The sequence below is a fragment of the Paenibacillus sp. LK1 genome (assembly GCF_002750415.1).
Classification (GTDB): Bacteria; Bacillota; Bacilli; order Paenibacillales; family Paenibacillaceae; genus Paenibacillus; species Paenibacillus taichungensis.
The window spans coordinates 76,176-98,808 of record NZ_PEII01000003.1 but is presented as its reverse complement, the minus strand read 5'-3'; the positions used below and the strand labels follow the sequence as shown (position 1 = coordinate 98,808).

Genomic DNA, 22,633 nt, shown 5'->3' with positions numbered 1-22,633 from the left:
TACACATGGCTACGAATTTCGTCATTGAAGGTCTGAAAGCGACGATTGAAGGTAAGGAAATCCTGAAAGGCATCAACCTGGAAATGAAAGGTGGAGAAATCCACGCAATCATGGGTCCTAACGGAACTGGTAAATCAACACTGGCTTCAGCACTTATGGGGCACCCTAAATATGAAGTAACAGACGGTACGATTACACTTGACGGTGAAGATGTACTGGATATGGCTGTAGACGAGCGTGCTCGTGCAGGTCTGTTCCTGGCTATGCAATACCCGAGTGAAATTGCTGGTGTAACGAATTCCGACTTCCTGCGTAGCGCAATCAACGCACGTCGTGGTGAAGGTAACGAGATCTCCCTGATCAAGTTTATTCGCCAAATGGAAGGTAAAATGAAAGAACTTGATATGAATCCTGAATTTGCTCACCGTTACCTGAATGAAGGTTTCTCCGGTGGTGAGAAAAAACGGAACGAGATTCTGCAAATGATGCTGCTTGATCCAAAAATCGTAGTACTCGATGAAATTGACTCCGGTCTGGATATCGATGCTCTGAAAATTGTGGCAAACGGTGTAAACGCAATGAAGAGCGAAGATCGCGGCTTCCTGATCATCACTCACTACCAACGCCTGTTGAACTACATTACGCCTGACTATGTACACGTAATGATGCAAGGTCGTATCGTGAAGTCTGGCGGACCTGAACTGGCACACCGTCTGGAAGCTGAAGGATATGACTGGGTTAAGGAAGAGCTGGGAATCACAGACGAAACTGTAGGTCAAGCGTAAAGACAAAACGGAGGAGGATAATCAATGACTACACAAACAATTCTTCCGGTTGAATCTGAAGCGCTTCGCGCCTTGTCGGAAAGCAACAATGAACCCGGCTGGTTGACCGAGCAGCGTCTCGAAGCCCTTAAGCTAGCAAGTGGGCTTGCGCTTCCTAAACTGGAAAAACAAAAAATCGAACGCTGGAATGTCAGCGAGTACGGCACATACAAAGCTAGTGAAGCGATTGCTTCCCTTGAGGAAGTACCAGCTTCCATTAAAGATCTGGTTAAGGACCAAGCGGAAGGCAGTCTGGTTATCCAGCGTAATTCCGGTACGGTATATTCCAAGTTGTCTGCTGATCTTGCAGCAAAAGGAGTTATCTTCACAGATCTGGCTACAGCAGTTCGCGAACATAGCGATTTGGTAAAACCATATCTGAATACGGCTGTAAAAGCAGATGAGCATTCCCTTGCTGCACTGCATGCAGCACTTTGGAACGGTGGGGTATTCCTTTATGTTCCGAAAAACGTAGAGATTGAAGTTCCGCTGCAAGCGGTACTGCTCACAGATGATGCTACTGCAACATTTGCACCACACGTGCTTGTCGTTGCTGAGTCCAACAGCTCCGTTACTTATGTGGATAACTATGTATCTGGCGAACTGTCTTCACCTGTGTTCCATAACGGTGTTGTGGAAGTATTCGTGAAAGCTGGTGCCAAAGTCCGTTTCGCATCAGTTCACCAACTGAGCACAAGTGTTACTGACGTATCTTTCCGCCGTGCAGTGGTGGAGAACGACGGTTCGATCGAGTGGATTGTTGGTGAGATGAACAACGGTGATACTGCAAGCAACACGATGACGGTTCTTAAAGGGAACGGCTCAAGCTCCGATTCCAAAGTGATCGCAGTAGGTTCCGGTTCCCAAAAACTGAACTACACAACAGAAGCTCGTCACTTTGGCAAAAACACGCCAAGTCAGATGATTACACGTGCAGTTATGCGTGAAGAGGCTTCTGCGATCATTAACGGAATCACGAAGATTGAGAAAGGTGCTACCAAAGCGGACGGACAGCAAACAGAGAAAGTACTGATGCTGAGCCCGAAAGCACGTGGAGACGCCAACCCAATCCTTCTCATTGATGAGGATGATGTAACAGCAGGTCACGCGGCTTCTGTAGGTCAAGTCAATGTGGAGCAAATTCATTACTTGATGTCGCGCGGGATTAACCGTACGGATGCGGAACGCCTGATCATTTACGGCTTCCTGGCTCCGGTGGTGGCGGATATTCCTCTGGAAGCACTGCGTACCCAATTGCAGTCTCTCATCGAACGGAAACTGGGACAATGAACCCGGCTATCCGCGAGCAGTTCCCGATCCTCCACCAGGAAATCAACGGACACCCGCTCGTATACCTAGATAACGCAGCGACTTCCCAGAAGCCGCTGGCTGTAATCGAAGCGATTAAACATTATTATGAATATGAGAACTCCAATGTGCATCGTGGTGTTCATACGCTTGGAAGCCGTGCAACGGATGCTTATGAAGGCGCACGTGAAAAGGTTGCCAAGTTTATCAACGCACGCCGCACACAGGAGATTATTTTTACCCGTGGGACAACGACCGCTCTGAATTTGGTGGCTTCGTCCTACGGACGCTCAGTTTGCAAAGAAGGCGACGAAATTGTTATTACGCAGATGGAACACCATAGCAATCTGATTCCATGGCAGCAGGTAGCCAAAGAAACAGGTGCGACACTGAAATACATTCCGCTTCAGCCGGATGGCAACATTGATTTGGCTGATGTGGAGAAGACGATTACGAACAATACTAAAATTGTAGCAATCGCTTATGTATCCAATGTTATGGGTGTTGTTCATCCGGTAAAACAAATCGCTGAAATTGCACACCGCAAAGGTGCTGTCATTGTTGTGGATGGCGCACAGAGCACACCGCACATGAAGGTGGATGTGCAGGATCTGGACTGTGATTTCTACGCATTATCCGGCCATAAAATGTGCGGACCAACCGGGATCGGTGCACTTTACGGCAAAAAGGCGCTGCTGGAGTCCATGGAGCCGGTTGAGTTCGGCGGTGAAATGATTGATGATGTGGGTCTCTATGAATCCAATTGGAAAGAGCTTCCTTGGAAATTTGAAGGCGGAACGCCGATTATCGCAGGTGCGGTTGGATTGGGCGCTGCTATCGATTTCCTGGAGCAGATTGGCATGGATGAGATTGCTCATCATGAAAGTGTGCTGGCAGCTTATGCAACGGAACGTATGGCCGAGATTGACGGACTGACCATTTATGGACCAGCCAAGCGTCATGTTGGAGTGGTTACATTTAACCTCGGTGATGTACACCCGCATGATGTGGCAACTGTGCTGGATGCGAGTGGCGTAGCCATTCGTGCCGGACACCACTGCTGCCAACCGCTGATGCGCTGGCTTGAAGTCAGTTCAACAGCTCGTGCCAGTTTCTATCTATACAATAACGAACAAGATGTGGACCGGCTTGTCAGCGCCTTAATCCAGACAAAGGAGTATTTTGGCGATGCAACTTGATGATCTGTACCGGCGTGTCATAATGGACCACTACAAAAACCCGCGGAACCGCGGAACGTTTGATAATGAAGCTGTCACGGTGAATTTGAACAATCCAACGTGCGGCGACCGGATTTCACTGCAACTTTTGCTGAAAGACGGAATCGTTCAGGAAGCCAAGTATACGGGGGAAGGTTGTTCCATCAGCATGTCCTCGGCATCAATGATGACGGAGGCAGTCAAAGGCAAAACGATGGATCAGGCACTCGACATGGCTAACCGTTTCTCCTCACTGATGAAAGGGGAAGAAGTCGATTTCGACGATTATGAAGATCTCGAAGCCCTATCCGGTGTGAACAAGTTCCCTGCACGCATCAAATGTGCCACATTGGCCTGGAATGCACTACGCAAAGGAATTGACGAAGAGGACAATGTACAATAACGATAGGGAGGTAGAGCAAGATGGCTAAAAAAGCACCAGAAATGGAAGAGTATAAATATGGTTTTCGCGACGAACACAAATCCATCTTTCAAACCGGTAAAGGTCTGACTGCAGAAGTCGTTACGGAGATTTCCAAAATCAAGAACGAACCGGAATGGATGTTGGAATTCCGTTTGAAATCCCTGAAACAATTCGAAAAAATGCCGATGCCTAAATGGGGCGGAGATCTCGACGGATTGGATTTCAACGATATTCAGTACTATGTTCGTCCTTCTGAAAAACAAGGGAAAACATGGGAAGAGGTACCTTCCGAAATCAAGGAAACTTTTGATAAACTGGGTATCCCTGAAGCGGAACAAAAATTCCTCGCAGGTGTATCGGCTCAATATGAGTCCGAAGTTGTTTACCATAACATGCAAAAAGAATTGGAAGATCAGGGCGTAATCTTCATGGATACGGATACTGCACTTAGAGAGCATCCGGAAATCCTGCGTGAATATTTCGCAACCGTTATTCCACCAGCAGATAACAAATTTGCTGCATTGAATAGTGCGGTATGGTCCGGAGGAAGCTTCATCTACGTGCCTAAAGGCGTAAAATGTGAAGTGCCTCTGCAAGCCTACTTCCGGATTAACTCCGAAAATATGGGACAATTCGAGCGTACACTCATCATTGCGGACGAAGACAGCTTCGTTCACTATGTAGAGGGTTGTACAGCTCCAATCTACAGCACGAACTCACTGCATAGTGCGGTTGTTGAGATCATCTGTAAGAAAAATGCCCGTGTTCGTTACACAACGATTCAAAACTGGGCACCAAACATCTACAACCTGGTTACTAAACGTGCCGTTGCTGAAGAAAATGCAACGATGGAATGGGTCGATGGCAACATCGGTTCCAAACTGACGATGAAATATCCAGCAGTTGTACTGAAAGGCCGCGGAGCTAAAGGTTCGGTTCTGTCCATCGCTGTAGCTGGTAAAAATCAGCATCAGGATGCAGGTGCGAAAATGATTCACTTGGCTCCAGATACAACATCAACAATTGTATCCAAGTCGATCAGTAAACATGGTGGTAAAGTAACCTATCGTGGTCTGGCTTCCTTTGGTCGCCAAGCGGAAGGTGCAAAATCCAATATCAAATGTGATACACTCATTCTGGATAATGAGTCCACATCCGATACCATTCCTTACAATGAAATCATGAATGATAACATCATGCTGGAGCATGAAGCTACGGTATCCAAAGTGTCCGAAGATCAACTCTTCTACCTGATGAGTCGTGGTTTGACTGATGCAGAAGCAACACAGATGATCATCATGGGCTTTATTGAACCGTTCACGAAGGAACTGCCGATGGAATATGCGGTAGAGATGAACAGATTGATCAAGTTTGAAATGGAAGGGTCTATTGGTTAATCCACCTGCCCTAGCACGTTTCGAAAACGTCGATTTTGATTGTGGCGAAGTTATGCTGAATCAGTTTCACGTGATCTATATACAGCATCAAGAAAGATCGAGGGAGTTTATCCCTCGATCTTTTTTTATTGCAGTAAAAAACATACTTGAATGCTCTATCTGGGTTTATTTGTAATAAAATAGGATCAATAGCACAAGCCATTTACTAGATTTAAGCATCTAATGATAGAAAAGGATGTGAATACATGAGCATAAATCCGTTTAAGGGATATCGGATTACAAGTTCATTTGGCTACCGAATCCATCCTATTTCTGGCGGCCAGACATTTCATCGCGGAATCGATCTCGTCACAGAGCCATGGAATGGCCCCATCCATGCATTTATGGACGGGACTGTACGCTTTGCTTCGGAAGGTGCTACAGGCTCAGGATTCGGCGGCTACGGGCTTACGGTTGCGGTACAGGATCATAGGGGCTACTTACATTGTTATGCTCACCTTTCCCGAATTGCAGTGAAAGTTGGACAGCAAGTAAAACAAGGGCAGCTTCTTGGCAATCAGGGAAGTACAGGTGAAAGCACGGGTCCGCATGTGCATTATGAGGTACGCAAAACGAGCTCCCCTTCGTATGGATACACGGCTAGTGAGAATGGTGTTGTTGATCCAGGAATCTACTTGCAATCTGAATATAGTTCGACGGTTGAAGGACAGGAGGGAACCCCAATGACGACGGAGGAAAGAGAGCGGTTAACAGCGATGGAGAAGATGCTGGAATCCCAGTCGGCCTGGATCCAGCAGCAGAAAAACATTTCAAGTATGGCTTGTCCGTCCTGGGCTGAGGAAGCTTATCATTATTACCAATCGTATATAAATAACGAAACAGGTAGTTATGACTTTTGGAGATTGCTTGTCATCATGTATCGCAAGGAGAAGGGCATTAAGGTCTCTTCCGCTTCCTCAAGTTAACAGGCAAAGCAGGCAGATAACTATTTATTGAATGTTGCCAGTTCGCCCGGTTCATCCATACGCAAACGTCATATGTTAGGGTATACCTGATGAAGAGGAGGCAATCACATGAGCGAAGTTGGATATGGCTGTGGTGGCAACGTAGGCGGCGTAGGCGGATACAATATGTTCACTAACACAGGTGCGATTTTGGTACTGTTCATTCTGTTGGTTATCATCACTAAAGCATTCTGCGTTTAATCGGAATGAAAGATTAATAATAAAACAAAGGGAAGCCTTAACGGCTTCCCTTTGTTTACATGTAAAGCATGTAAACGTGACATGTTCTCTCTTGAATTTGATTAATCTAACTGCTGCTGTGCATAACTGAATGCTAATGCTTACTGGATATAAATTTCAACGATAGCTACATCTCTTTCCTTTGCTAAATCAATGAAGGCTGTAGAGGTCTGAACGAGTGGGCGGAAGTAATCCGCAGGGTTGTTCAAGACAATCAGACCGGTTTCGCCGGTCGTGAGCAGAACCCTTTTGCCAATAAAATTGGGTAGCATATGTTTGATGAGTTCCTGCGTAACTTCAGCATTCAACTGACCGAAACTGAGGCTGTACAATTCGCATAGCACGGAGATTAGTTCTTGCTTGGTCTGATACACCCGAGTGGTCGTCATCGCGCTGTAAACATCGGCTACAGCCGTTATACGGGCAAATGGATGTATCTCGTCACCTTTCAGTCCATGAGGGTAGCCGCTTCCATCCTCGCGCTCATGATGCTGGAGGGCAACGGTTGCAAGGATTTCGTCCTGAGTGGACTCTTTAACAATCTCATAACCATATAACGTATGTTTCTTCATTTCTTCGAATTCTTCGGGCGTTAATTTGCCCGGCTTATGTAAAATTTCAGAAGGAATCTTGGACTTGCCAATATCGTGAAGATATCCTGCTTTGGCTACAGTTAGGCACTCCTCAGGATTGTATCCCATCCAGCCGGCAATATAAAAAGCGAGCATTCCGACTTGTAAGGAATGGTTGTAGGTGTAGTCGTTATCTCCGTCAAGCATCAGCAGCAAGGAGACAACGTCCTTTTGTTTTTCAAGTTGTCCCGTTAAGGTTATCAAAATTTCATCGACCTGAGTCTCATCAATAAAACCCTTCTCCATGGCTTGTTCAAATAGAGATTCTGTACCTTTGATCGTATCGTTAAACAGGTTAGTTAACAGACGGGTTTGATCGGAAGGTAAGGTTTGTGCATCAGAGTGTAGGTCAGATGTTGTATGTTCTACATCTGCGTAATCGATTCCGTGCTGCAGCAGCTTGGCAATATCATCGTCGCTGAGTGTGGAACCTTTCATCAGCATGTGGAGACCCGAACTGTTGTACACATCATTTTTTAACAGGTCGCCAGTTTTAAGATCAGTAACATGCACTCTCACGTATAAACCACCTTTTCCTCGACTAATATCGACATATATGATTATAATAACAAGAAAAAAATGGGTTGACAACGACTTATTTACTAATTTCATCACCTTTTGGACAGGTCGAATGACTAGTTAATTAATTGTCTGTGGGGTTCCAGGGTCCTAATTGATGACCTTTCCACTCGGAACCATCTTCCCATATTTCTTTTTTCCAGATGGGCACATTCTGTTTGAGTCTTTCAATCGCGTAACGGCTTGCGTCGTAACAGTCACTGCGATGAGGGGAGGAAACGGCAATAACGACGCTGATCTCTGCTACGTCTACCTTCCCAATCCGATGGCTAATCGCACATTTTACGCCTGGCCAGCGTTCAGTAATTTCATTACCGATAGCTGCCATCTGAGAAAGTGCCATAGGTACATAGGCCTCATATTCAAGATGAACCGTTCGTTGCTGTCCGGTCATTTCACGGGTGGTGCCAACAAAGGTAAGGGCTGCTCCATGGTTTGCAGTGATGACAAGCTCCGTTGTAGCTTCCACGGACAGTGGGGACTGGGTGATCAGGAATAATCCATCATCCGTACGATGCTCAGGATGGGATGAACGATGTCCGTCACCATTCAAATGGGTACCATCTCCTCCCGACACAGGGGGAATTAAGGCAAGTTCATCCTGAGCCTTGATTATAATATCGGCAGAAGCATACTGCTGGTTTACTGCCAGAAAAGAAACACGTATTTGATCTGCCGCTTCAGGATAAGCAAGGCCCAGTTTTTCTTTTAATTGCACAGGAGTTGGATCCGTTCCGGGGTATTCATATTCAAGCAGGGATGTGCCCAGACGTTCAGCGATTCCTGCAAATAGTTGAATTGTTAATTTCATGGAAATTACTCACCTCTTTTTAATCTCTAAACCCTATAAATATATCATAACGACGCGGAAAATGTTATGCTTATCCATTAGAGGAATGTACGTTATCGACGATAAGAGGGAGGCGGTGTGATGAGCACCAAGAAGGCGCAAACATTAACGATTCTACACACCAATGACATCCATAGTCATTTTGGCTCCATGAGCTCCATCGCCGCCATGATTGGACATGAGAAAGAACAGGCTGGAGAATTTCTGGTCGTGGATATCGGAGATCATATGGACCGGATGGCAGTTGAGACGGAGGGAACCCTAGGGGCGTCCAACGTGGATATCATTAATCTGACAGGTTATGATGCGATAACGATCGGGAACAACGAAGGACTAACATTTACACCCGAACAACTGACGCAGTCATATTCTGGACTTCTGTGCCCTGTTGTTTGTGGAAATGTTGTGGATCAGGCTACGGGCCTGCCACCAGTCTGGATGAAATCCTCTCACATATTGGAGAAGGGGCCATTTCGCATCGGTTTGCTTGGTGCTACAGCACCCTTTACTGCCTTTTATGAATTGTTGGGTTGGGATGTATTGGACCCAGTAGAGACGCTGCGTGAGCAAGTTGGAGCTTTACGTTCTCAGGTGGATGTAGTCGTTATCTTGTCCCATCTGGGGCTTTCCACAGATCGCAGATTGGCCGAACAGATTCAGGGCATCAATGTCATTCTGGGCGGTCATACACATCATATACTGGAAGAACCTTTAGTCATTGGTCAGACGGTGCTTGGAGCGGCAGGAAAGTTTGGCCAGTGGCTGGGTAAGGTGGTACTGGAGCGGGAGTATGAAGCGAATGAACTTACACTGGTGAGCAGCGGCTGTGTTCCAGTCCAGAACATGTTGCTCGAAGAAAGCGTGTCGCTGGCTATAGATACACACCGGACGGAAGCTGAGCGTTCGCTGGGCCAAACAGCCGTTATTACGGATAGGACGCTGACCATTGATTACGATCATGAGTCTCCGTTTGCGTCTTTGCTTGCCCAAGCAGTTCGTCAATTCACTGGAGCACAGCTGTCTCTGGTTAACGCGGGGCAGCTTCTTGGAGATCTTCCGCAGGGGAATATCACAAAGGGAATGTTACATTCCCTATGTCCATCTCCCATTAATGCCTGTACAATATGCTTGAATGGAATTCAAATTCGGGAAGCTCTGGAGCAGTCCCTGTTGTCTGAGTTTTCACGTAAACCGATTATCGGATTTGGATTTCGCGGTGAGATTTTAGGAACATTGTGCATGGATGGAATGGATGTGGAGTATGATCCCCATTCGCCTCCATACGAGAAAATTCGTGGCATATATATTGGGGGCGAGCCGATGCGTGATGAACAAGAATATGTGGTAGGAACACTCGACATGTTTACGTTTAACGTAGGTTATACGTCCCTTGCTCTTGGAACGGATACAGCGTATCGACTTCCTGAATTCATACGTGATCTGCTCGAATCGGAACTAAAAAGGCCAGGGGCGCTGGATGACAGCCTGCGGTCCCGTTGGCATGAAATCTAACAAGTTACTTGCCTTCTGCTGAAGCGGCGGCTAGTGGAAATTACATCTACGGAGCGGGAGAGGATAGGCTGTGCGTTTAGTACATATAAACCTATTGCAGCCTGGCATGAAGCTGGGGAAACGAATTTATAGTGAAGAGGGTTTGGTGCTGCTCAGTGAGGGAGTAGAGCTGACCAGTCGGTTGATTGGACGTCTAAAGGACCTGGGGATTGGATATGTGTATATATCGGATGCAGCAACAGAGGATATCATTATTCCGGATATGCTGCAGGAAGAGACTAGGCGCAGAGCGCTAGTCGAGATCAAACAGCAGTTTCAGAGCATGTCGGGTCTCAAAACCAAAAGCCGAATCCCACACTTCGGAAAAGCACTTAGCGGATTAATGAATACGATTCTGGAGGACATTGGCAGTCAAAAGGAAGCGATGATTATGCTGATGGATATGAACGCCAGTGATTTTGATCTGTATAATCATTCTCTTAATGTATGTGTGTATACGCTGGTTCTTGGTGTGGCATCAGGCTATACTCGGCAGCAGTTAATGGAGATTGGACTAGGAGCTCTGTTGCATGATATCGGTAAAACGCAGATTGCTCCAGAAATTCTGCACAAGCCGGCCAAATTGAGCGATGAGGAATTTAAAATCATACAGCAGCATACTACATATGGACATCGTATTCTCAAAGATGAACCGGGTATACCGCTCCTTGCTGCCCATTGCGCATTACAACACCATGAACGGATTGATGGTAGCGGCTATCCTTTTGGTTTGAAAGACAAAGAGATTCATGAGTACGCCAAATGGCTGGCCCTTGCCGACTCGTATGATGCGATGACAACCAATCGGGTATACAAACAAGCTTTGCTGCCACATCAAGCTGTGGAAGTATTATACACGGGTTCAGGGACTTTATATGAACAGCGAATGCTGGAGAAATTCCGTGATTGCGTAGCCATTTATCCCTTAGGTATCTCCGTCACGCTGAGTACAGGGGAGGTCGGGGTTGTTGCAGACATCCATACGCGCGTTCCGCAAAGACCACGCATTCGTGTTCTCAAGGATGCGGACGGCCAGACATTAAGTGCACCCTACGAGATCGATCTGTCCACAGCGTTGTCTGTTATGATTACAGGCGTTGAGGGTGTGGAAGACGCTACGCCAGCTTCAGTACGTGGCGAATTATTTTGATAACCTGACGTCAATGGATAATGGGTAACGCTCATATTGTAATATCAGGACCGAGCCGGCCTGATATTACACGGGCGTTTTTTGTCATGTAATGGACAGAGCATGCTCATGCCAGAGCACAGGAAATTGTGCTATGATTAAAGATAACTCCAAAAGTTGAAGACGGGGTATGTTGTAAATAAAACTTTTTAGGTTAATAAAAGGAATAAGGTGAAGAACAATGACCATGCTAAACTCAGGATCGGTAGAACCGATGCCTTTATCGCCGACTAATGATCCTTGGGATCCGATCGGCTCTTTGCGTACATATGGACGCCATGTGCTGACCAGTGTAGAAATGACCGTGACTCATCTGTGCAATATGCGCTGCGAGCATTGTGCGGTAGGAGATATGTTAACGATGCGCGAAGCACCTGCGCTTCCGCTGCCTTTGATGCTTAAAAGGCTGGATGAGGTTGAGCACCTACAGACGATTAGTCTGACGGGTGGTGAGCCGAGCTTTAGCCAGAAGACCGTGGACGAGATGATCATTCCGCTCCTCAAATATGCCAAGGAACGGGGCATTCGTTCCCAGATCAACTCGAATCTGACGCTGGATTACCGTCGCTATGAGCAACTTCTGCCTTATCTGGACGTAATGCATATCTCATTCAATTATCTGAATGCCGATGATTTTCACCAAGTCGGGTTTGCCAACAGTGGTAGACCTGTAAAGCGGGAAGTCGCGGTGAAGATGTATGAGAAAATGATTGAAAATTCCCGTAAACTCAGTGAAGCGGGCATGTTTATCTCTGCGGAGTCCATGATTAATTTCCGTACCCATGACAAGCTTGAGGGCATTCATCAATTGATCCGTGAGATGGGCTGTGTCCGTCATGAAGTGCATCCGATGTATAATTCGAATTTTGCTTCTTCGCTGCCGGTACTTTCCCTTGATCATATGAGAGCGGCTATTCATCGTTTGTTGGATGCGCGTGACAAGGATATGTGGATGCTGTTTGGTACACTTCCGTTCTTCGCATGCAGTGCAGCAGAGCAGGATCGTGAACTGATTAACCGCCTGTATAGCGAGCCTAAAGTCACGGTTCGTAATGATCCCGACGGTCGTAACCGCGTTAACGTCAACATGTTCACCGGGAACGTGTATGTGACCGATTTTGCCGACATCCCGGCGTTTGGCAACATTCGTGACCGGAAGCTGGATGATGTATTCCATGAGTGGTCAGCTGAACATCCCTTGAATCAGACAGTGAACTGTCATTGTGATGCTGCTTCTTGCTGCGGTCCGAATCTGCTAGTGGCAGATATGTATTATAAAGGTGTGGATTTCAAATCGAGAAAAGCAATTACACGTTGATATTCCAGGTGTATTCCTGAAATAGATAGAAAAGGGGAGTTTCGACTTGGGTATTCATACCGAATTTCATCTTGGGCAGTTGGTATTTAATCTGGTCTGTGTGTTTCTGCTCGTATTTTTGAATGGCGTATTTGTCGCAGCGGAATTTTCTCTGGTCAAAGTTAGACAAACACGCCTCACTCAATTACAGAGTGAAGGGAATAAGTTGGCTGGTTATGCCCTGAAGGTGAATGGTAAATTGGATGCCTATCTATCGGCAACCCAGTTCGGAATCACGTTGACATCGCTGGGGCTTGGTTGGCTCGGTGAACCGGCCATTTCCGAATTACTGGTCGAGCCTCTGATGTTCAAGCTTGGTGTAGCAGATACAGGACTTATATCCACGGTATCGGTCATCATCGGTTTCTGTATCATTACGTTTTTGCACATTGTGCTGGGTGAGCTTGCGCCCAAATCTCTGGCAATCCAAAAAACAGACGGAGTGGCTTTGCTGCTATCGGCACCGTTGCTGTTATTTTATAAAATTTTCTTCCCATTCATCTGGGTACTGAACGCGTCAGCCAATGCACTGCTGCGATTGGCAGGCATTGAACCCGCCAGCGAAGGAGAGGCCCATTCGGAAGATGAGCTTCGAATTTTGATGAAGCAAAGTGCGAAAAGTGGCGTCATCGATAAGGATGAAATCAAACTGATGGATAACATCTTTGATTTCTCGGATATGCTGGCACGTGAAATTATGCTGCCACGTACGGATATGGACTGTCTGTATACTCATATGTCGCTGGAAGAAAACCTGAAAATCATTAATGCAACGAAGCATTCCCGTTATCCTGTGGCTGTTGAGGATAAGGATGAGATTATCGGATTTATCCACATTACCGATCTGCTTCTTGCTGAACCTGACCAGCAGCATGATCTGGCTGCGCTTGTTCGTCCGATTCTGAATGTTCCTGAATCGATGGAGATCAGTCATGTACTTCGTCTGATGCAGAAAAAGCACTCCCAGATGACACTGGTGGTCGACGAATATGGCGGTACAGCCGGCTTGCTGACTGCTGAAGAGATTTTGGAAGAGATCGTTGGCGATCTGTATGATGAGTTCGAAGACGAACGTCCGCATATGGAGCGCAGTGGAGAAGCCTTTTCCATTGATGGTCGCTCCCTGATTGAAGAGGTTCATGAATGGACCGGTGCTGTCATTGAGGATGAGGAAGTCGATACGATTGGCGGCTGGCTGTTCAAGGAATTGGAAGGCAGCGTGGTCAAAGGTAAAACACGGGAGCAAAACGGTTATGTCTTTGAAGTGGAAGAATCCACCCGTCTCCGAATTACCAGAGTGAAGGTATATAAGCGACCTGATCCTGAAGAAAATAAGGTCGAAATAGGAGAACAGGAACCAGGTTCGATGCAGGATGATCGTGAACGTGACAGGGACTGAGTATTGATGAAATAATCATTGGGCACATAGCCTCCATATCAAATGAAGTGACCTTTGGACACTGCCCAGCGGGGTAAGTCGTTCGAAGGTCTTTTTTTGCGTTCAGCTAAATATGGGATTAACTTGGGGGACAGCGACATATGGTTATAGAGACGGGAAATGAAAGCTTGGAATGAAGCGATGTCGAATGTACCAAATCAGTGATGGAGGAGGCGTTGTTCTGTGTCAGATCCGCAGCTTCGTGCTTACGCCCCTTTTGTGGGGCCGTTTGATCCATGTCCACCGAAGACGATTCGGACGTACCTAGTTCCTCCGCAATTGTTTATCCCATTTCAGCCGATGGGCTGGCCGCAGTTCAGTCCCGCAGAAGCCTTAAGAGTTGGAACGTTGTGGCCTGCTTTATACAGTCCTTATACACCTGCGAGCTCGAAGGGAAGGAAGGTGGAAGTAGATGGAACCTGAAGCACCTAAAGCCTGTGATGCAAAATACTATGAGCTGCTGGAGGAACTTCAGGCACTCGATTTTGTATTGGTTGAGTTGAATCTGTATCTGGACACCCACCCGGGCGACTATCAAAGCATCGAGCAATACAACAAATTCAGCCAGGAGCGGATGAGGGTGGCGCATGAGTTTCAGCAATTGTACGGACCTCTGATGAATTTTGGGCATGCTTTCTCCAAATATCCGTGGGAATGGTCCCAGACGCCATGGCCTTGGCAAGTATGAGATAACAGCCTCGGGTTTCCTTGCAGACGTTCCAGGCTAGGAGCTCGAGGGATCGTAACAGGTTGAATATGATTTTATAGAGGAGGCGTCTGCATGTGGGTGTATGAGAAAAAATTGCAATATCCCGTTCGGGTTAGCAAATGTGATCCTCATATGGCGAAATTGCTGGCGGAACAGTATGGGGGCGCAGACGGAGAACTGGCGGCTGCCCTGCGGTATTTGAACCAGCGGTATACGATTCCGGACAAGATTATCGGGCTGTTGAATGATATAGGAACCGAGGAATTCGCTCACTTGGAAATGATTGCAACGATGATATATAAATTGACAAAAGATGCATCGGTGGAGCAACTGGAAGCAGCGGGGCTTGGTCCAAACTACGCACAGCGTGACTCTGCACTGTTTTATACGAATTCTTCCGGTGTGCCATTTACAGCAGCCTATATTGCCTCGAAGGGAGATCCTATCGCGGATTTGTACGAGGATATTGCAGCGGAAGAGAAGGCACGGGCTACATATCAGTGGTTGATTGATCTTACGGATGACGTTGATCTACAGGATAGTCTCAAGTTTCTGAGGGAACGGGAGATTGTGCATTCCTTGCGTTTTCGTGAGGCAGTCGAGATTCTGAAGGATGATCGGGAGACGAAGAAGATTTTCTGAAAAGGACAACATATTGTTCTCATTGCCGTTCTCTGTCAAGAGAGCGGTTTTTGCGATGAAAGGAATTGTTCAGATCATGCTCCTCATTGGTTTTGAGGTAAGGGTAATGGGATGTATCCAGTAAAAGTTATCATCTCAAAAAAATAATAAAAAAACAGGACCGTCCTTTTTTATTAAAAAAGGCTGCCCTGCTTTTTGGGGTTCCGTGTCAAACTCTCAGTATTCAACGACCATGGCAACATTTTGCCACCCAGCGCCAACGGTCCAGAACAGCACTTTATCACCACGCTGAATTTGGCCGGATGTTATGGCTCGATGCAATGCAATAAACGGACTGCTGGTTGAGGTGTATCCGAATTCGTCTCCAATGTAGACGGCAATATCTTCGCCAATGCCAATGTTCTCGGATACAGCACGTATATTGCCAATGGATAATTGGGAGAAACAAGCGGCTTTGATCTCATCTGCACCGATTTCATTACGACTTAGCAAAGTTCGAATCGAATCAGAGGCAGCGCCTACACAGATGGAATCATCAAACGGTATGAATTTTACATGGAAGGCACCTGCGTCAACACCGGTTTGGCCTAGTTTTGCAAGACCTTGTGCCGGGAAGAGAGAATTGCCGTACACACAGGTATCAGTCTGGTAAATCGAGTCAATAAAACCGACTGCCTGCTCGTCCCGTTCAACAATAACAGCTGCTGCTGCGTCCCCAAAATTCGCGAAGTACACAGGATCGTCTGGACTGGCGTGAGGAGCGATGTAATCCGAGCCAATAATCAAAGCACGACGAATTCTGGGATTGCCCAGCATCTGACGGCTAACTTGTTCAAAGGCTGCGGTCATGCCCGCACAGTTGGCATTGCTGTCAATGCAGATGGTATGGGATGCCCCGTTAATCAGGCGATGAATCATTAAGGAATTCGTAGGAAAGATGTATTCCGGCGTTTGACTTGCATAAGCAATGAGATCGATGTCTGCACCGGTGAGTCCGGTCTTTTCGAGCAAATTACTGGCGGCCTCAAAGGCCATGCTTAGTGAGTTTTCATCATCGTTGTCAATTTTGTAACGTGTATCACGCCCAAGTGCCTTTAACAATCCCCGAATATCTACACCTCTTGCATCAAAATGTTCAATATAAAAGTTATTGCCCACCTTGTTCGTTGGATGATAGATATCGATATCTACAATACGAATTCCAGCCATCTTCATTCTCCTCTTGAGCGGATGGGTGAACCCTCAGCATGTCCGCCTGGTTTATTATGTCGTTACCGTGGAGATGATCTCAAGATTGTCCAATCCGACAGACCGTCCAAGACGGGACAGCTGCATTTTCAGAATGGCATTATTCTCAAGCGTCAACACCACTTTTTTATATTCATCTTTTTTGAACATTTGCAGGCAGCCCTCGAGAAGAGGCACAATTTCCGGAGCAGTAACATTCAACTTTTTGCAATCAATATTCAGCTCATACTCCTTGGTGTTAATCGGAGCGATCGTATCCTGATATGCCGAGATGGAACGTAAACCGTCTTCTTGAGAGAAAGAGCCCTCCAGTTCAATGTTCAACACCTTGTTCGGAACGTCAGTTTTCAGTATAAAACTTCCCATGATTGTTCTCTCTCCTTTAAATGAGTTAAGGCTATCCTGCTAACCAAGACATAGGCCTTGAGGCCCTCGCTGACTGCTTCTGAGATGTAGCTGATTCGAAGGATAATTTAACCATATTATAAAGGTAGAGATGTAATAAGATCAATAAAAAAGTCGAATCGTGTATAAAAATGTAGAAGAGTGAATTATTGGATTTCATCCAGTGTAGTGAGCAATATATTAAAAGCACTGATGATTCGTGGGGCGCCAACACAAGGTGCCAGATGCAGCAAAATTCCTTTGAGCTGATCCACGGTTACACCGACACTTAACGCCATCGTATAATGAACCCCCAACTGCTCATACTGCCCCTGTGAGATCAGTGAGGAGATAATCGCAACTTCCTTCCATTGATCGGTGATGGTTGTACGCTGAAAAATATCCCCGTAAGCTGTTCCCATAATAAACTCGGCGAGCTCAGGGAACTGATCCTTAATCGGTGCCAGTGCTTTTGCACCATATTCACCGGAAAGTTTTGCAAAACGCTCCAATCCTTGAGTCACTTGTTCACTCATGCTATGTTCCTCCTAATTCAAAGTCACGGTACGGTGAGCCGTGGGTGGGATCTCGTCGCGATCGGTAAGAAGCTCAATGACAGTAACTTGGTTCAGTTGCTGCGCGGCCTGGAGAGCTGAGGTGAACTCAGCCCGTGTTTCTGCCCGAAAAGCAACAGCGCCGAGCGACTCGGCAAACTTTGCCGCATCCACGGGAACCTCAAATAAAGTGCCATCAATTCGACCTGTTGTTTTTTCCATGCCTTTCAGTGCCATATCCAGCTGTTTATTGTTTACAACGATGAAGATGACCGGCAGATTGTTGCATACAGCGGTGTTAATCTCGGTTCCAAGCATCATAAAGCATCCGTCACCTGTAATGCATACAATGGTTTCTTCCGGTGCGGCAGTCTTGGCCCCAATAGCCATACCTATGGCATTGCCCATGCAGGCAAAGTAGGCGTCAAACACAAAGCTGCCGGGTTTCTTGACTTTATACCGTTGAACCGCATGAAAACCATGACTGCCATCATCCACCAACAGCTTATGATCATATGGAAGCAGTTCACTCATTTCTTCCAAGATGGAAGCCAAGGACAGATGCGGCAGATCCGGGAGAGGTACGGTGTAATCCACAGTGGTCGTTTCTCTTGGAACAACAGGACGTTCTGTCAGTGTGCCTAGCAAAAACTGCAGGTTGTCCTTCAGGTCGCCGGTGATATGTAAGGTTTGAGCGTTAAGTATTTTACCAACGAATGTAGGATCAGCATCGAATTGAATCAGATGTGCAGGGTGGTTTGCAGGTTTCAAATTACAGATTGTCATATCACTCAGACGTGAACCGAGTACGATATAAAGATCACTTTGATTCAGCAGTTCATCTGCATGAGGGAAGCCGCCAACACCGCAGGGCCCATGATATAGGGGATGATCCCAGGCAATGGCACCTTTTCCTCCTGGAGAAGTAATGACAGGAATATTGAAATGTTCAGCAAAATGGAGCAATTCATCATGGGCTCTGGCGCGGCTGACACCTTTGCCTGCAATAATTAAAGGATGACTGGACTGTTGAAGTAAGGGAAGGATACGATTCAGGTTGGATACGCTAATCAGGGGTTCTGGCTCCGGGATGACCACCCGGAAATCAGCGAGCTGTTCAGTTTGTACATCAAACGGAAGACAGAGATGGACCGGACCTTTGTTGGGACCGAGTGCAATGGAAAGGGCGTGATTCAATATGGTGCTGAAATGATCACCGCGCTCCACGAGCTTGCTGAACAGGGTGGCAGGACGAAACATTTCCGCCAAATCAGCCAAGTAGGAAGAGGAGTCCTGACATTGCGGAAGCCCCAATTCCTGAATGGATTGATGACCTGTAATAAACAGGACGGGCAAATTATTGGCCTTTGCATGGGCAGCAGCGGTGAGTAAGTTGGTTCCGCCTGGACCAGAAGTGGCGAAGGCCACACCCAGTTTTCCTGTTTGGAGGGCATAGCCCGATGCGGCAAAGCCTGAACTGGACTCATGGCGACCTGGAATGAATTCCAAACCGTAATCAACCATTTTCAGGACAGCAGGACATATAGATTTTCCGATAATACCAAAGACATGAGTAACGCCTAAATTACGCAGAGCTTCTGCCAAATAGTCCGCAACTGTTCTCATGCGGGACACCTCGCTTCACAAAATAGGTTTTTGGACCCATAGGTCAAGTTCCATTTTTGGGATGTATGTCGTTGTCTAAGGTTGTAAAAGGAAATAAATCCTTGTTAATAGGAAGAGTAGCTTTTTTTGTGGTTTTTTGTCAACCGATTTTATGAGTATAAGTTCCTGATTCTTAGGTTGGAAGCGCTTAATGTCTTACCCTATAAGAGAAAATAAATTGGTTATATATTCCTGCAACAATTTACCTATGAACAAGATTTATAGAATAAAATGTAAAATAAAGTAGAATATGATGTATTTGTTTTATATGTATCCAATGAAGATCATATGCTTTTCATTTCGCATCCGTGCAAAGATTGGCAATGTTAAGCTTTCTGTTATACTGAAATTCGATGGGAGTGAGTTGAATGACAATGATAAAAATGGCTGTAATTGGGCTGGGCAAAATGGGATTACATATGATACATCAGGCAACACAGGTAGAACTATCCGAAATAGTAGAGATTGTAGCGGTATGCGATGCCAGTGAGGAAAATTTGACCTCGTTTGCTTCCTCTCATCCAGAGACGAAGACGTATACAGATTTCAAGCAATTACTAGACACACATGCGGTTGATCTGCTGTACATTGCGGTCCCGCCTAAATATCACTATGCCGTCGTTATGGAGGCACTAAAGCGCAAGATTCATGTATTCTGTGAGAAACCACTGGCAAACAGCGTGGAGGAAGCCAGAGCAATGCTGAAGGCAGCCGAGAAGGCCGGTGTAGTACATGCAATCCATTTCTCCATGCCGCATGAACCATCAGTGGTGAAGCTGCAAGAGTTGATTCGTCAGGAAACGATTGGCGAGATTCGCAAAATTGATCTGATCCTGCAATTCCCTCAGTGGCCTCGAGCGTGGCAGCAAAATACCTGGATTACCAGCCGCGAGCAGGGCGGATTTATTCTTGAAGTGGGGATTCACTGGATTCATATGATCCAAAAAGTGTTTGGTGCTATCCGCGTGATTAATAGTCAGGTTCAATTTCCTCAAAATACAGTTGAATGTGAACATGAGGTTCAGGCTGCGATGGAGCTGGAGGATGGAACCCGAATCCAGTTAAATGGGATTGCTCATTTTGCAGGTGAAGAGCGTGTATCTATGGTGGTCTACGGTACTGAAGGAACAATTGCCTTGGAAAACTGGGATCAACTATGGAATGGACGCATCGGAGAGCCACTTGTTCCCGTCGAAGTTAATGAATCCTTAAGCCAGTTGCCTGTACTTAAACACGTCATCGCCCGTATTCAAAGCCAACCTGCCCAAATATACGATTTCAACGATGGTTATCATGCACAGCTTGTCCTTGAAGCGCTGCGTAATTCGGATCAATCCTGATCCAATAAGGTACTGAGCTAGAAGAGGGTTCGTGTTAAATGTTCTTTCTTTTTGAATAAAAGAAGCAGATCCCTGTAGAGTAGGGACCTGCTTCTTTGTGTTATCTGGATCTATCCATAAGATCAAGACAATTTGAATCGGTTAACCAGTTGATCAAGCGCATCGGACATTTCGTTTAACTGCTTGGAGGTGTCTGTCATTTCCTGTAGAGAAGCAAGTTGTTCTTCGGTCATAGCGGATACCTCTTCCGTCGCTGATGCGGTATCTTCAACTACGGCGGATACTTCGTTAATGGACTTCATCACCGTTTCACTGCCGGATGTCAGTTGTTCTACAACAGCGGATACGTCCTGAACTTCACCGCTGAGATCATGAATATGCTGGGTAATATTTGTGAATGCATGCCCTGCATCTTCAATCGTCCGTAATCCTTCGTTGACATGGAGTGTACTTTCGTCCACAACCTGCGCTGTGTTTTGGACTCCGGAAACAACGGTTTCCAATATGTTTGTAATTTCTTTCGCTGATGTGGCACTTTGATCTGCCAGATTACGGATTTCAGAGGCAACGACAGCAAATCCACGTCCATGTTCCCCCGCACGAGCAGCTTCAATTCCTGCATTGAGCGCGAGCAGATTCGTTTGTCTTGCGATCCCTGACATGGAATCGGCAATGTTAATAACTTGATCAGACATTTCGGAGATTTCGTTAATCGCTTCCTGCACAGACAAGAAGGATTGTTCAATGAACGTTATTTTCCCTACGGCATTATCGATACGCTGTTGTCCATCAACGGCAATGGATTCGGTGCGCACGGCACGTTCAGCCACGTCAGCAGTTGAAGCCGCTACTCGATTAAGTCCGATGAGCGATTGTTCCATGGCAGCGACCATGGTCTGGGTAAGGGCAACTTGTTCATCAGCACCCTCAGCGACTCGCTCCATGGCAGTGGCCACTTCTTTTCCTGCGATGTGATTGTCAGAAACGCCTTTATCCAGTCGATCAGAGGCTGTGCTCAGAATGGTGGCATTACTTTGAATGTCGAGCATCATTTGTTGCAGACCCAAGAGCATGGTATTGGCAGCTTCAGCCAATTCTCGTGTCTCGTCTTTCATCGGAGTAGCAATTCGCAAGGTCAGATCACCATTGGAGGAGCCGATATCATTCAGTGCATGTGTAACTGCACGGATGTTTCTTACAATGGACCGGGACAGGACTAAGGCAGCGATGACTGAGATTAAGGCAACAAGGACCAATGCTCCGTACAACTCCCAGTTGAGCACCTTGTTTTTCTGTTTCAGTTCTTCTGTACGGGTTTCAGTCAGAGCCAGTTCATTGGTACGGAATGTAATCAGAGATTGCCGAATTTGGTCCATATCCTGTTTACCGGGATCTGTTGTGAAAAATTGTCGGATCGAAGGTAGGTCATTGGCCTGGCGCAGCGTAACAACCGGTTCTCCTGCGATTTGAATCCAGTGTTCCATGGTCTTATGTATATCTTCCAATAGCTTCAACTGTGAGGGGTTGTCCGAGATCAAAGTAGCAAGTTGATCCTTAAGTACAACCATCTGTTCTTTTCCATGGGTATACGGATCAAGATAATTTTCCTGCCCTGTAATAACGTAGCCTCGTTGGCCTGTTTCCATATCGACCATGTTCTTTTCAATCTCATAAGTCAGGGCGTGTACATTCATATCGTGATCCACGAGAAAATCCAATTCGCTTTGAAGTTTGCTGGTACTGTTCTGGATCAAAAGAATGCAACCCGCCAAAACAGCGAGTACGAGCAAATAGCCCAAACCAATCTTATAAAAAATTTTGAAGGTTCTGTGCTTTTTCATGTTTGTTATGCCTCTCCTTGGGGTATATGTATTTGTCGAAAAAACTTGGATGAGAGCTATTTTAGTTCTTTAGATGTGGTGTCTAAAGAACTATTTTCAGTATTATACTTAATGAAAGTTAAATTGTATATAGTTTGTTTAATTTAAGTATAATGTTTGTAGATTTTGTATAACGTTGATGACACAGATGTTTTACATTGCACGGTTTACACTGCCAAACGTTTATGTTTATCATGGAAG

General features: G+C 46.2%; 22 protein-coding genes. 15 read left to right on the top strand and 7 right to left on the bottom strand.

The genetic code is table 11. The features are described from left to right. Positions 1–5 precede the first annotated feature (5 nt). The 7 genes from sufC to CS562_RS33170 all read left to right on the top strand — a co-directional run bounded on the left by sufC (position 6) and on the right by CS562_RS33170 (position 6,375). Positions 6–785 carry a Fe-S cluster assembly ATPase SufC gene (sufC, locus tag CS562_RS07420; RefSeq protein WP_062320002.1) on the top strand — a complete coding sequence of 260 codons (780 nt, stop codon included), beginning with the start codon at positions 6–8 and terminating at the stop codon, positions 783–785. Between the two features lie 24 nt (positions 786–809). Beyond that, positions 810–2,114, top strand: coding sequence for a Fe-S cluster assembly protein SufD (gene sufD, locus CS562_RS07415; protein WP_099854760.1), 1,305 nt, complete (start codon positions 810–812; stop codon positions 2,112–2,114). Beyond that, on the top strand, positions 2,111–3,331 hold the full coding sequence (locus CS562_RS07410; protein ID WP_099854758.1) for a cysteine desulfurase: 1,221 nt from the start codon (positions 2,111–2,113) through the stop codon (positions 3,329–3,331). Before sufD ends, CS562_RS07410 begins: the two co-directional genes overlap by 4 nt. Beyond that, complete coding sequence (sufU, locus tag CS562_RS07405) at positions 3,321–3,752, top strand: Fe-S cluster assembly sulfur transfer protein SufU (protein ID WP_063564289.1); 432 nt, start codon at positions 3,321–3,323, stop codon at positions 3,750–3,752. The genes CS562_RS07410 and sufU overlap by 11 nt, the downstream gene beginning before the upstream one ends. A 20-nt stretch (positions 3,753–3,772) precedes the next feature. Next, entirely contained in the window at positions 3,773–5,170 is a 1,398-nt protein-coding gene (sufB, locus tag CS562_RS07400; protein ID WP_062319997.1) for a Fe-S cluster assembly protein SufB, read from the top strand. Positions 5,171–5,415: 245 nt separating this feature from the next. After that, positions 5,416–6,135 carry a M23 family metallopeptidase gene (locus tag CS562_RS33700; protein WP_099854756.1) on the top strand — a complete coding sequence of 240 codons (720 nt, stop codon included), beginning with the start codon at positions 5,416–5,418 and terminating at the stop codon, positions 6,133–6,135. Positions 6,136–6,243: 108 nt separating this feature from the next. Beyond that, a complete protein-coding gene (locus CS562_RS33170) occupies positions 6,244–6,375 on the top strand; it encodes a YjcZ family sporulation protein (protein ID WP_208642727.1) in 132 nt (43 codons plus the stop codon). A gap of 140 nt (positions 6,376–6,515) precedes the next feature. Here CS562_RS33170 and CS562_RS07390 read toward each other — a convergent pair whose 3' ends face one another. Together CS562_RS07390 and CS562_RS33695 are read right to left on the bottom strand one after the other, a co-directional pair. After that, the gene (locus CS562_RS07390) at positions 6,516–7,565 is read right to left on the bottom strand and encodes an HD-GYP domain-containing protein (protein WP_076289852.1); all 1,050 of its coding nucleotides are present in this window, start codon (positions 7,563–7,565) and stop codon (positions 6,516–6,518) included. A gap of 124 nt (positions 7,566–7,689) precedes the next feature. Beyond that, positions 7,690–8,436 (bottom strand): molybdenum cofactor biosynthesis protein, encoded by a 747-nt coding sequence (locus tag CS562_RS33695; protein ID WP_099854754.1) that lies wholly within the window; start codon positions 8,434–8,436, stop codon positions 7,690–7,692. A gap of 120 nt (positions 8,437–8,556) precedes the next feature. On the opposite strand from CS562_RS33695, the gene CS562_RS07380 reads away from it, so the two are divergent. The 7 genes from CS562_RS07380 to CS562_RS07350 all read left to right on the top strand — a co-directional run bounded on the left by CS562_RS07380 (position 8,557) and on the right by CS562_RS07350 (position 15,361). Then, a complete protein-coding gene (locus CS562_RS07380; protein WP_099854752.1) occupies positions 8,557–9,987 on the top strand; it encodes a bifunctional metallophosphatase/5'-nucleotidase in 1,431 nt (476 codons plus the stop codon). Positions 9,988–10,057: 70 nt separating this feature from the next. Further along, on the top strand, positions 10,058–11,176 hold the full coding sequence (locus CS562_RS07375; RefSeq protein ID WP_099854750.1) for an HD-GYP domain-containing protein: 1,119 nt from the start codon (positions 10,058–10,060) through the stop codon (positions 11,174–11,176). A gap of 220 nt (positions 11,177–11,396) precedes the next feature. After that, complete coding sequence (gene yfkAB, locus CS562_RS07370; RefSeq protein ID WP_099854749.1) at positions 11,397–12,533, top strand: radical SAM/CxCxxxxC motif protein YfkAB; 1,137 nt, start codon at positions 11,397–11,399, stop codon at positions 12,531–12,533. Positions 12,534–12,585: 52 nt separating this feature from the next. Beyond that, positions 12,586–13,971, top strand: a complete 1,386-nt coding sequence (locus CS562_RS07365) for a hemolysin family protein (protein WP_373561707.1) — start codon at positions 12,586–12,588, stop codon at positions 13,969–13,971. A gap of 222 nt (positions 13,972–14,193) precedes the next feature. Further along, complete coding sequence (locus CS562_RS07360; RefSeq protein WP_099854745.1) at positions 14,194–14,433, top strand: spore coat associated protein CotJA; 240 nt, start codon at positions 14,194–14,196, stop codon at positions 14,431–14,433. Next, positions 14,423–14,698, top strand: coding sequence for a spore coat protein CotJB (locus CS562_RS07355; RefSeq protein WP_063564297.1), 276 nt, complete (start codon positions 14,423–14,425; stop codon positions 14,696–14,698). Before CS562_RS07360 ends, CS562_RS07355 begins: the two co-directional genes overlap by 11 nt. Positions 14,699–14,791: 93 nt before the next feature. Continuing rightward, positions 14,792–15,361 carry a manganese catalase family protein gene (locus tag CS562_RS07350; protein ID WP_099854743.1) on the top strand — a complete coding sequence of 190 codons (570 nt, stop codon included), beginning with the start codon at positions 14,792–14,794 and terminating at the stop codon, positions 15,359–15,361. Between the two features lie 216 nt (positions 15,362–15,577). Here the strand turns inward: CS562_RS07350 and CS562_RS07345 are convergent, their stop codons facing one another. The 4 genes from CS562_RS07345 to CS562_RS07330 form a co-directional block, all read right to left on the bottom strand. Beyond that, complete coding sequence (locus CS562_RS07345) at positions 15,578–16,570, bottom strand: 3-oxoacyl-[acyl-carrier-protein] synthase III C-terminal domain-containing protein (protein ID WP_099854741.1); 993 nt, start codon at positions 16,568–16,570, stop codon at positions 15,578–15,580. Positions 16,571–16,624: 54 nt separating this feature from the next. Next, positions 16,625–16,975, bottom strand: a complete 351-nt coding sequence (locus CS562_RS07340; protein ID WP_076289802.1) for a hypothetical protein — start codon at positions 16,973–16,975, stop codon at positions 16,625–16,627. Between the two features lie 185 nt (positions 16,976–17,160). After that, positions 17,161–17,529 (bottom strand): carboxymuconolactone decarboxylase family protein, encoded by a 369-nt coding sequence (locus CS562_RS07335; protein ID WP_076289801.1) that lies wholly within the window; start codon positions 17,527–17,529, stop codon positions 17,161–17,163. A 12-nt stretch (positions 17,530–17,541) separates the two neighbouring features. Next, positions 17,542–19,173: a thiamine pyrophosphate-binding protein gene (locus CS562_RS07330; protein ID WP_076289800.1), complete on the bottom strand. Its 1,632-nt coding sequence runs from the start codon at positions 19,171–19,173 to the stop codon at positions 17,542–17,544. Between the two features lie 407 nt (positions 19,174–19,580). Here CS562_RS07330 and CS562_RS07325 point away from each other — a divergent pair, with 407 nt between their 5' ends. After that, the gene (locus CS562_RS07325; RefSeq protein ID WP_099854739.1) at positions 19,581–20,552 is read left to right on the top strand and encodes a Gfo/Idh/MocA family protein; all 972 of its coding nucleotides are present in this window, start codon (positions 19,581–19,583) and stop codon (positions 20,550–20,552) included. 122 nt (positions 20,553–20,674) lie between these two features. On the opposite strand, the gene CS562_RS07320 is transcribed toward CS562_RS07325, so the two are convergent. Continuing rightward, positions 20,675–22,393 carry a methyl-accepting chemotaxis protein gene (locus CS562_RS07320; protein WP_076289798.1) on the bottom strand — a complete coding sequence of 573 codons (1,719 nt, stop codon included), beginning with the start codon at positions 22,391–22,393 and terminating at the stop codon, positions 20,675–20,677. Positions 22,394–22,633 lie beyond the last annotated feature (240 nt).

Coding starts and splice junctions, on each gene's coding strand:
- sufC (WP_062320002.1), top strand. CDS start 6: ATGGCTACGAATTTCGTCATTGAAGGTCTGAAAGCGACGATTGAAGGT.
- sufD (WP_099854760.1), top strand. CDS start 810: ATGACTACACAAACAATTCTTCCGGTTGAATCTGAAGCGCTTCGCGCC.
- CS562_RS07410 (WP_099854758.1), top strand. CDS start 2,111: ATGAACCCGGCTATCCGCGAGCAGTTCCCGATCCTCCACCAGGAAATC.
- sufU (WP_063564289.1), top strand. CDS start 3,321: ATGCAACTTGATGATCTGTACCGGCGTGTCATAATGGACCACTACAAA.
- sufB (WP_062319997.1), top strand. CDS start 3,773: ATGGCTAAAAAAGCACCAGAAATGGAAGAGTATAAATATGGTTTTCGC.
- CS562_RS33700 (WP_099854756.1), top strand. CDS start 5,416: ATGAGCATAAATCCGTTTAAGGGATATCGGATTACAAGTTCATTTGGC.
- CS562_RS33170 (WP_208642727.1), top strand. CDS start 6,244: ATGAGCGAAGTTGGATATGGCTGTGGTGGCAACGTAGGCGGCGTAGGC.
- CS562_RS33695 (WP_099854754.1), bottom strand. CDS start 8,436: ATGAAATTAACAATTCAACTATTTGCAGGAATCGCTGAACGTCTGGGC.
- CS562_RS07380 (WP_099854752.1), top strand. CDS start 8,557: ATGAGCACCAAGAAGGCGCAAACATTAACGATTCTACACACCAATGAC.
- yfkAB (WP_099854749.1), top strand. CDS start 11,397: ATGACCATGCTAAACTCAGGATCGGTAGAACCGATGCCTTTATCGCCG.
- CS562_RS07355 (WP_063564297.1), top strand. CDS start 14,423: ATGGAACCTGAAGCACCTAAAGCCTGTGATGCAAAATACTATGAGCTG.
- CS562_RS07350 (WP_099854743.1), top strand. CDS start 14,792: ATGTGGGTGTATGAGAAAAAATTGCAATATCCCGTTCGGGTTAGCAAA.
- CS562_RS07345 (WP_099854741.1), bottom strand. CDS start 16,570: ATGGCTGGAATTCGTATTGTAGATATCGATATCTATCATCCAACGAAC.
- CS562_RS07340 (WP_076289802.1), bottom strand. CDS start 16,975: ATGGGAAGTTTTATACTGAAAACTGACGTTCCGAACAAGGTGTTGAAC.
- CS562_RS07335 (WP_076289801.1), bottom strand. CDS start 17,529: ATGAGTGAACAAGTGACTCAAGGATTGGAGCGTTTTGCAAAACTTTCC.
- CS562_RS07330 (WP_076289800.1), bottom strand. CDS start 19,173: ATGAGAACAGTTGCGGACTATTTGGCAGAAGCTCTGCGTAATTTAGGC.
- CS562_RS07325 (WP_099854739.1), top strand. CDS start 19,581: ATGACAATGATAAAAATGGCTGTAATTGGGCTGGGCAAAATGGGATTA.
- CS562_RS07320 (WP_076289798.1), bottom strand. CDS start 22,393: ATGAAAAAGCACAGAACCTTCAAAATTTTTTATAAGATTGGTTTGGGC.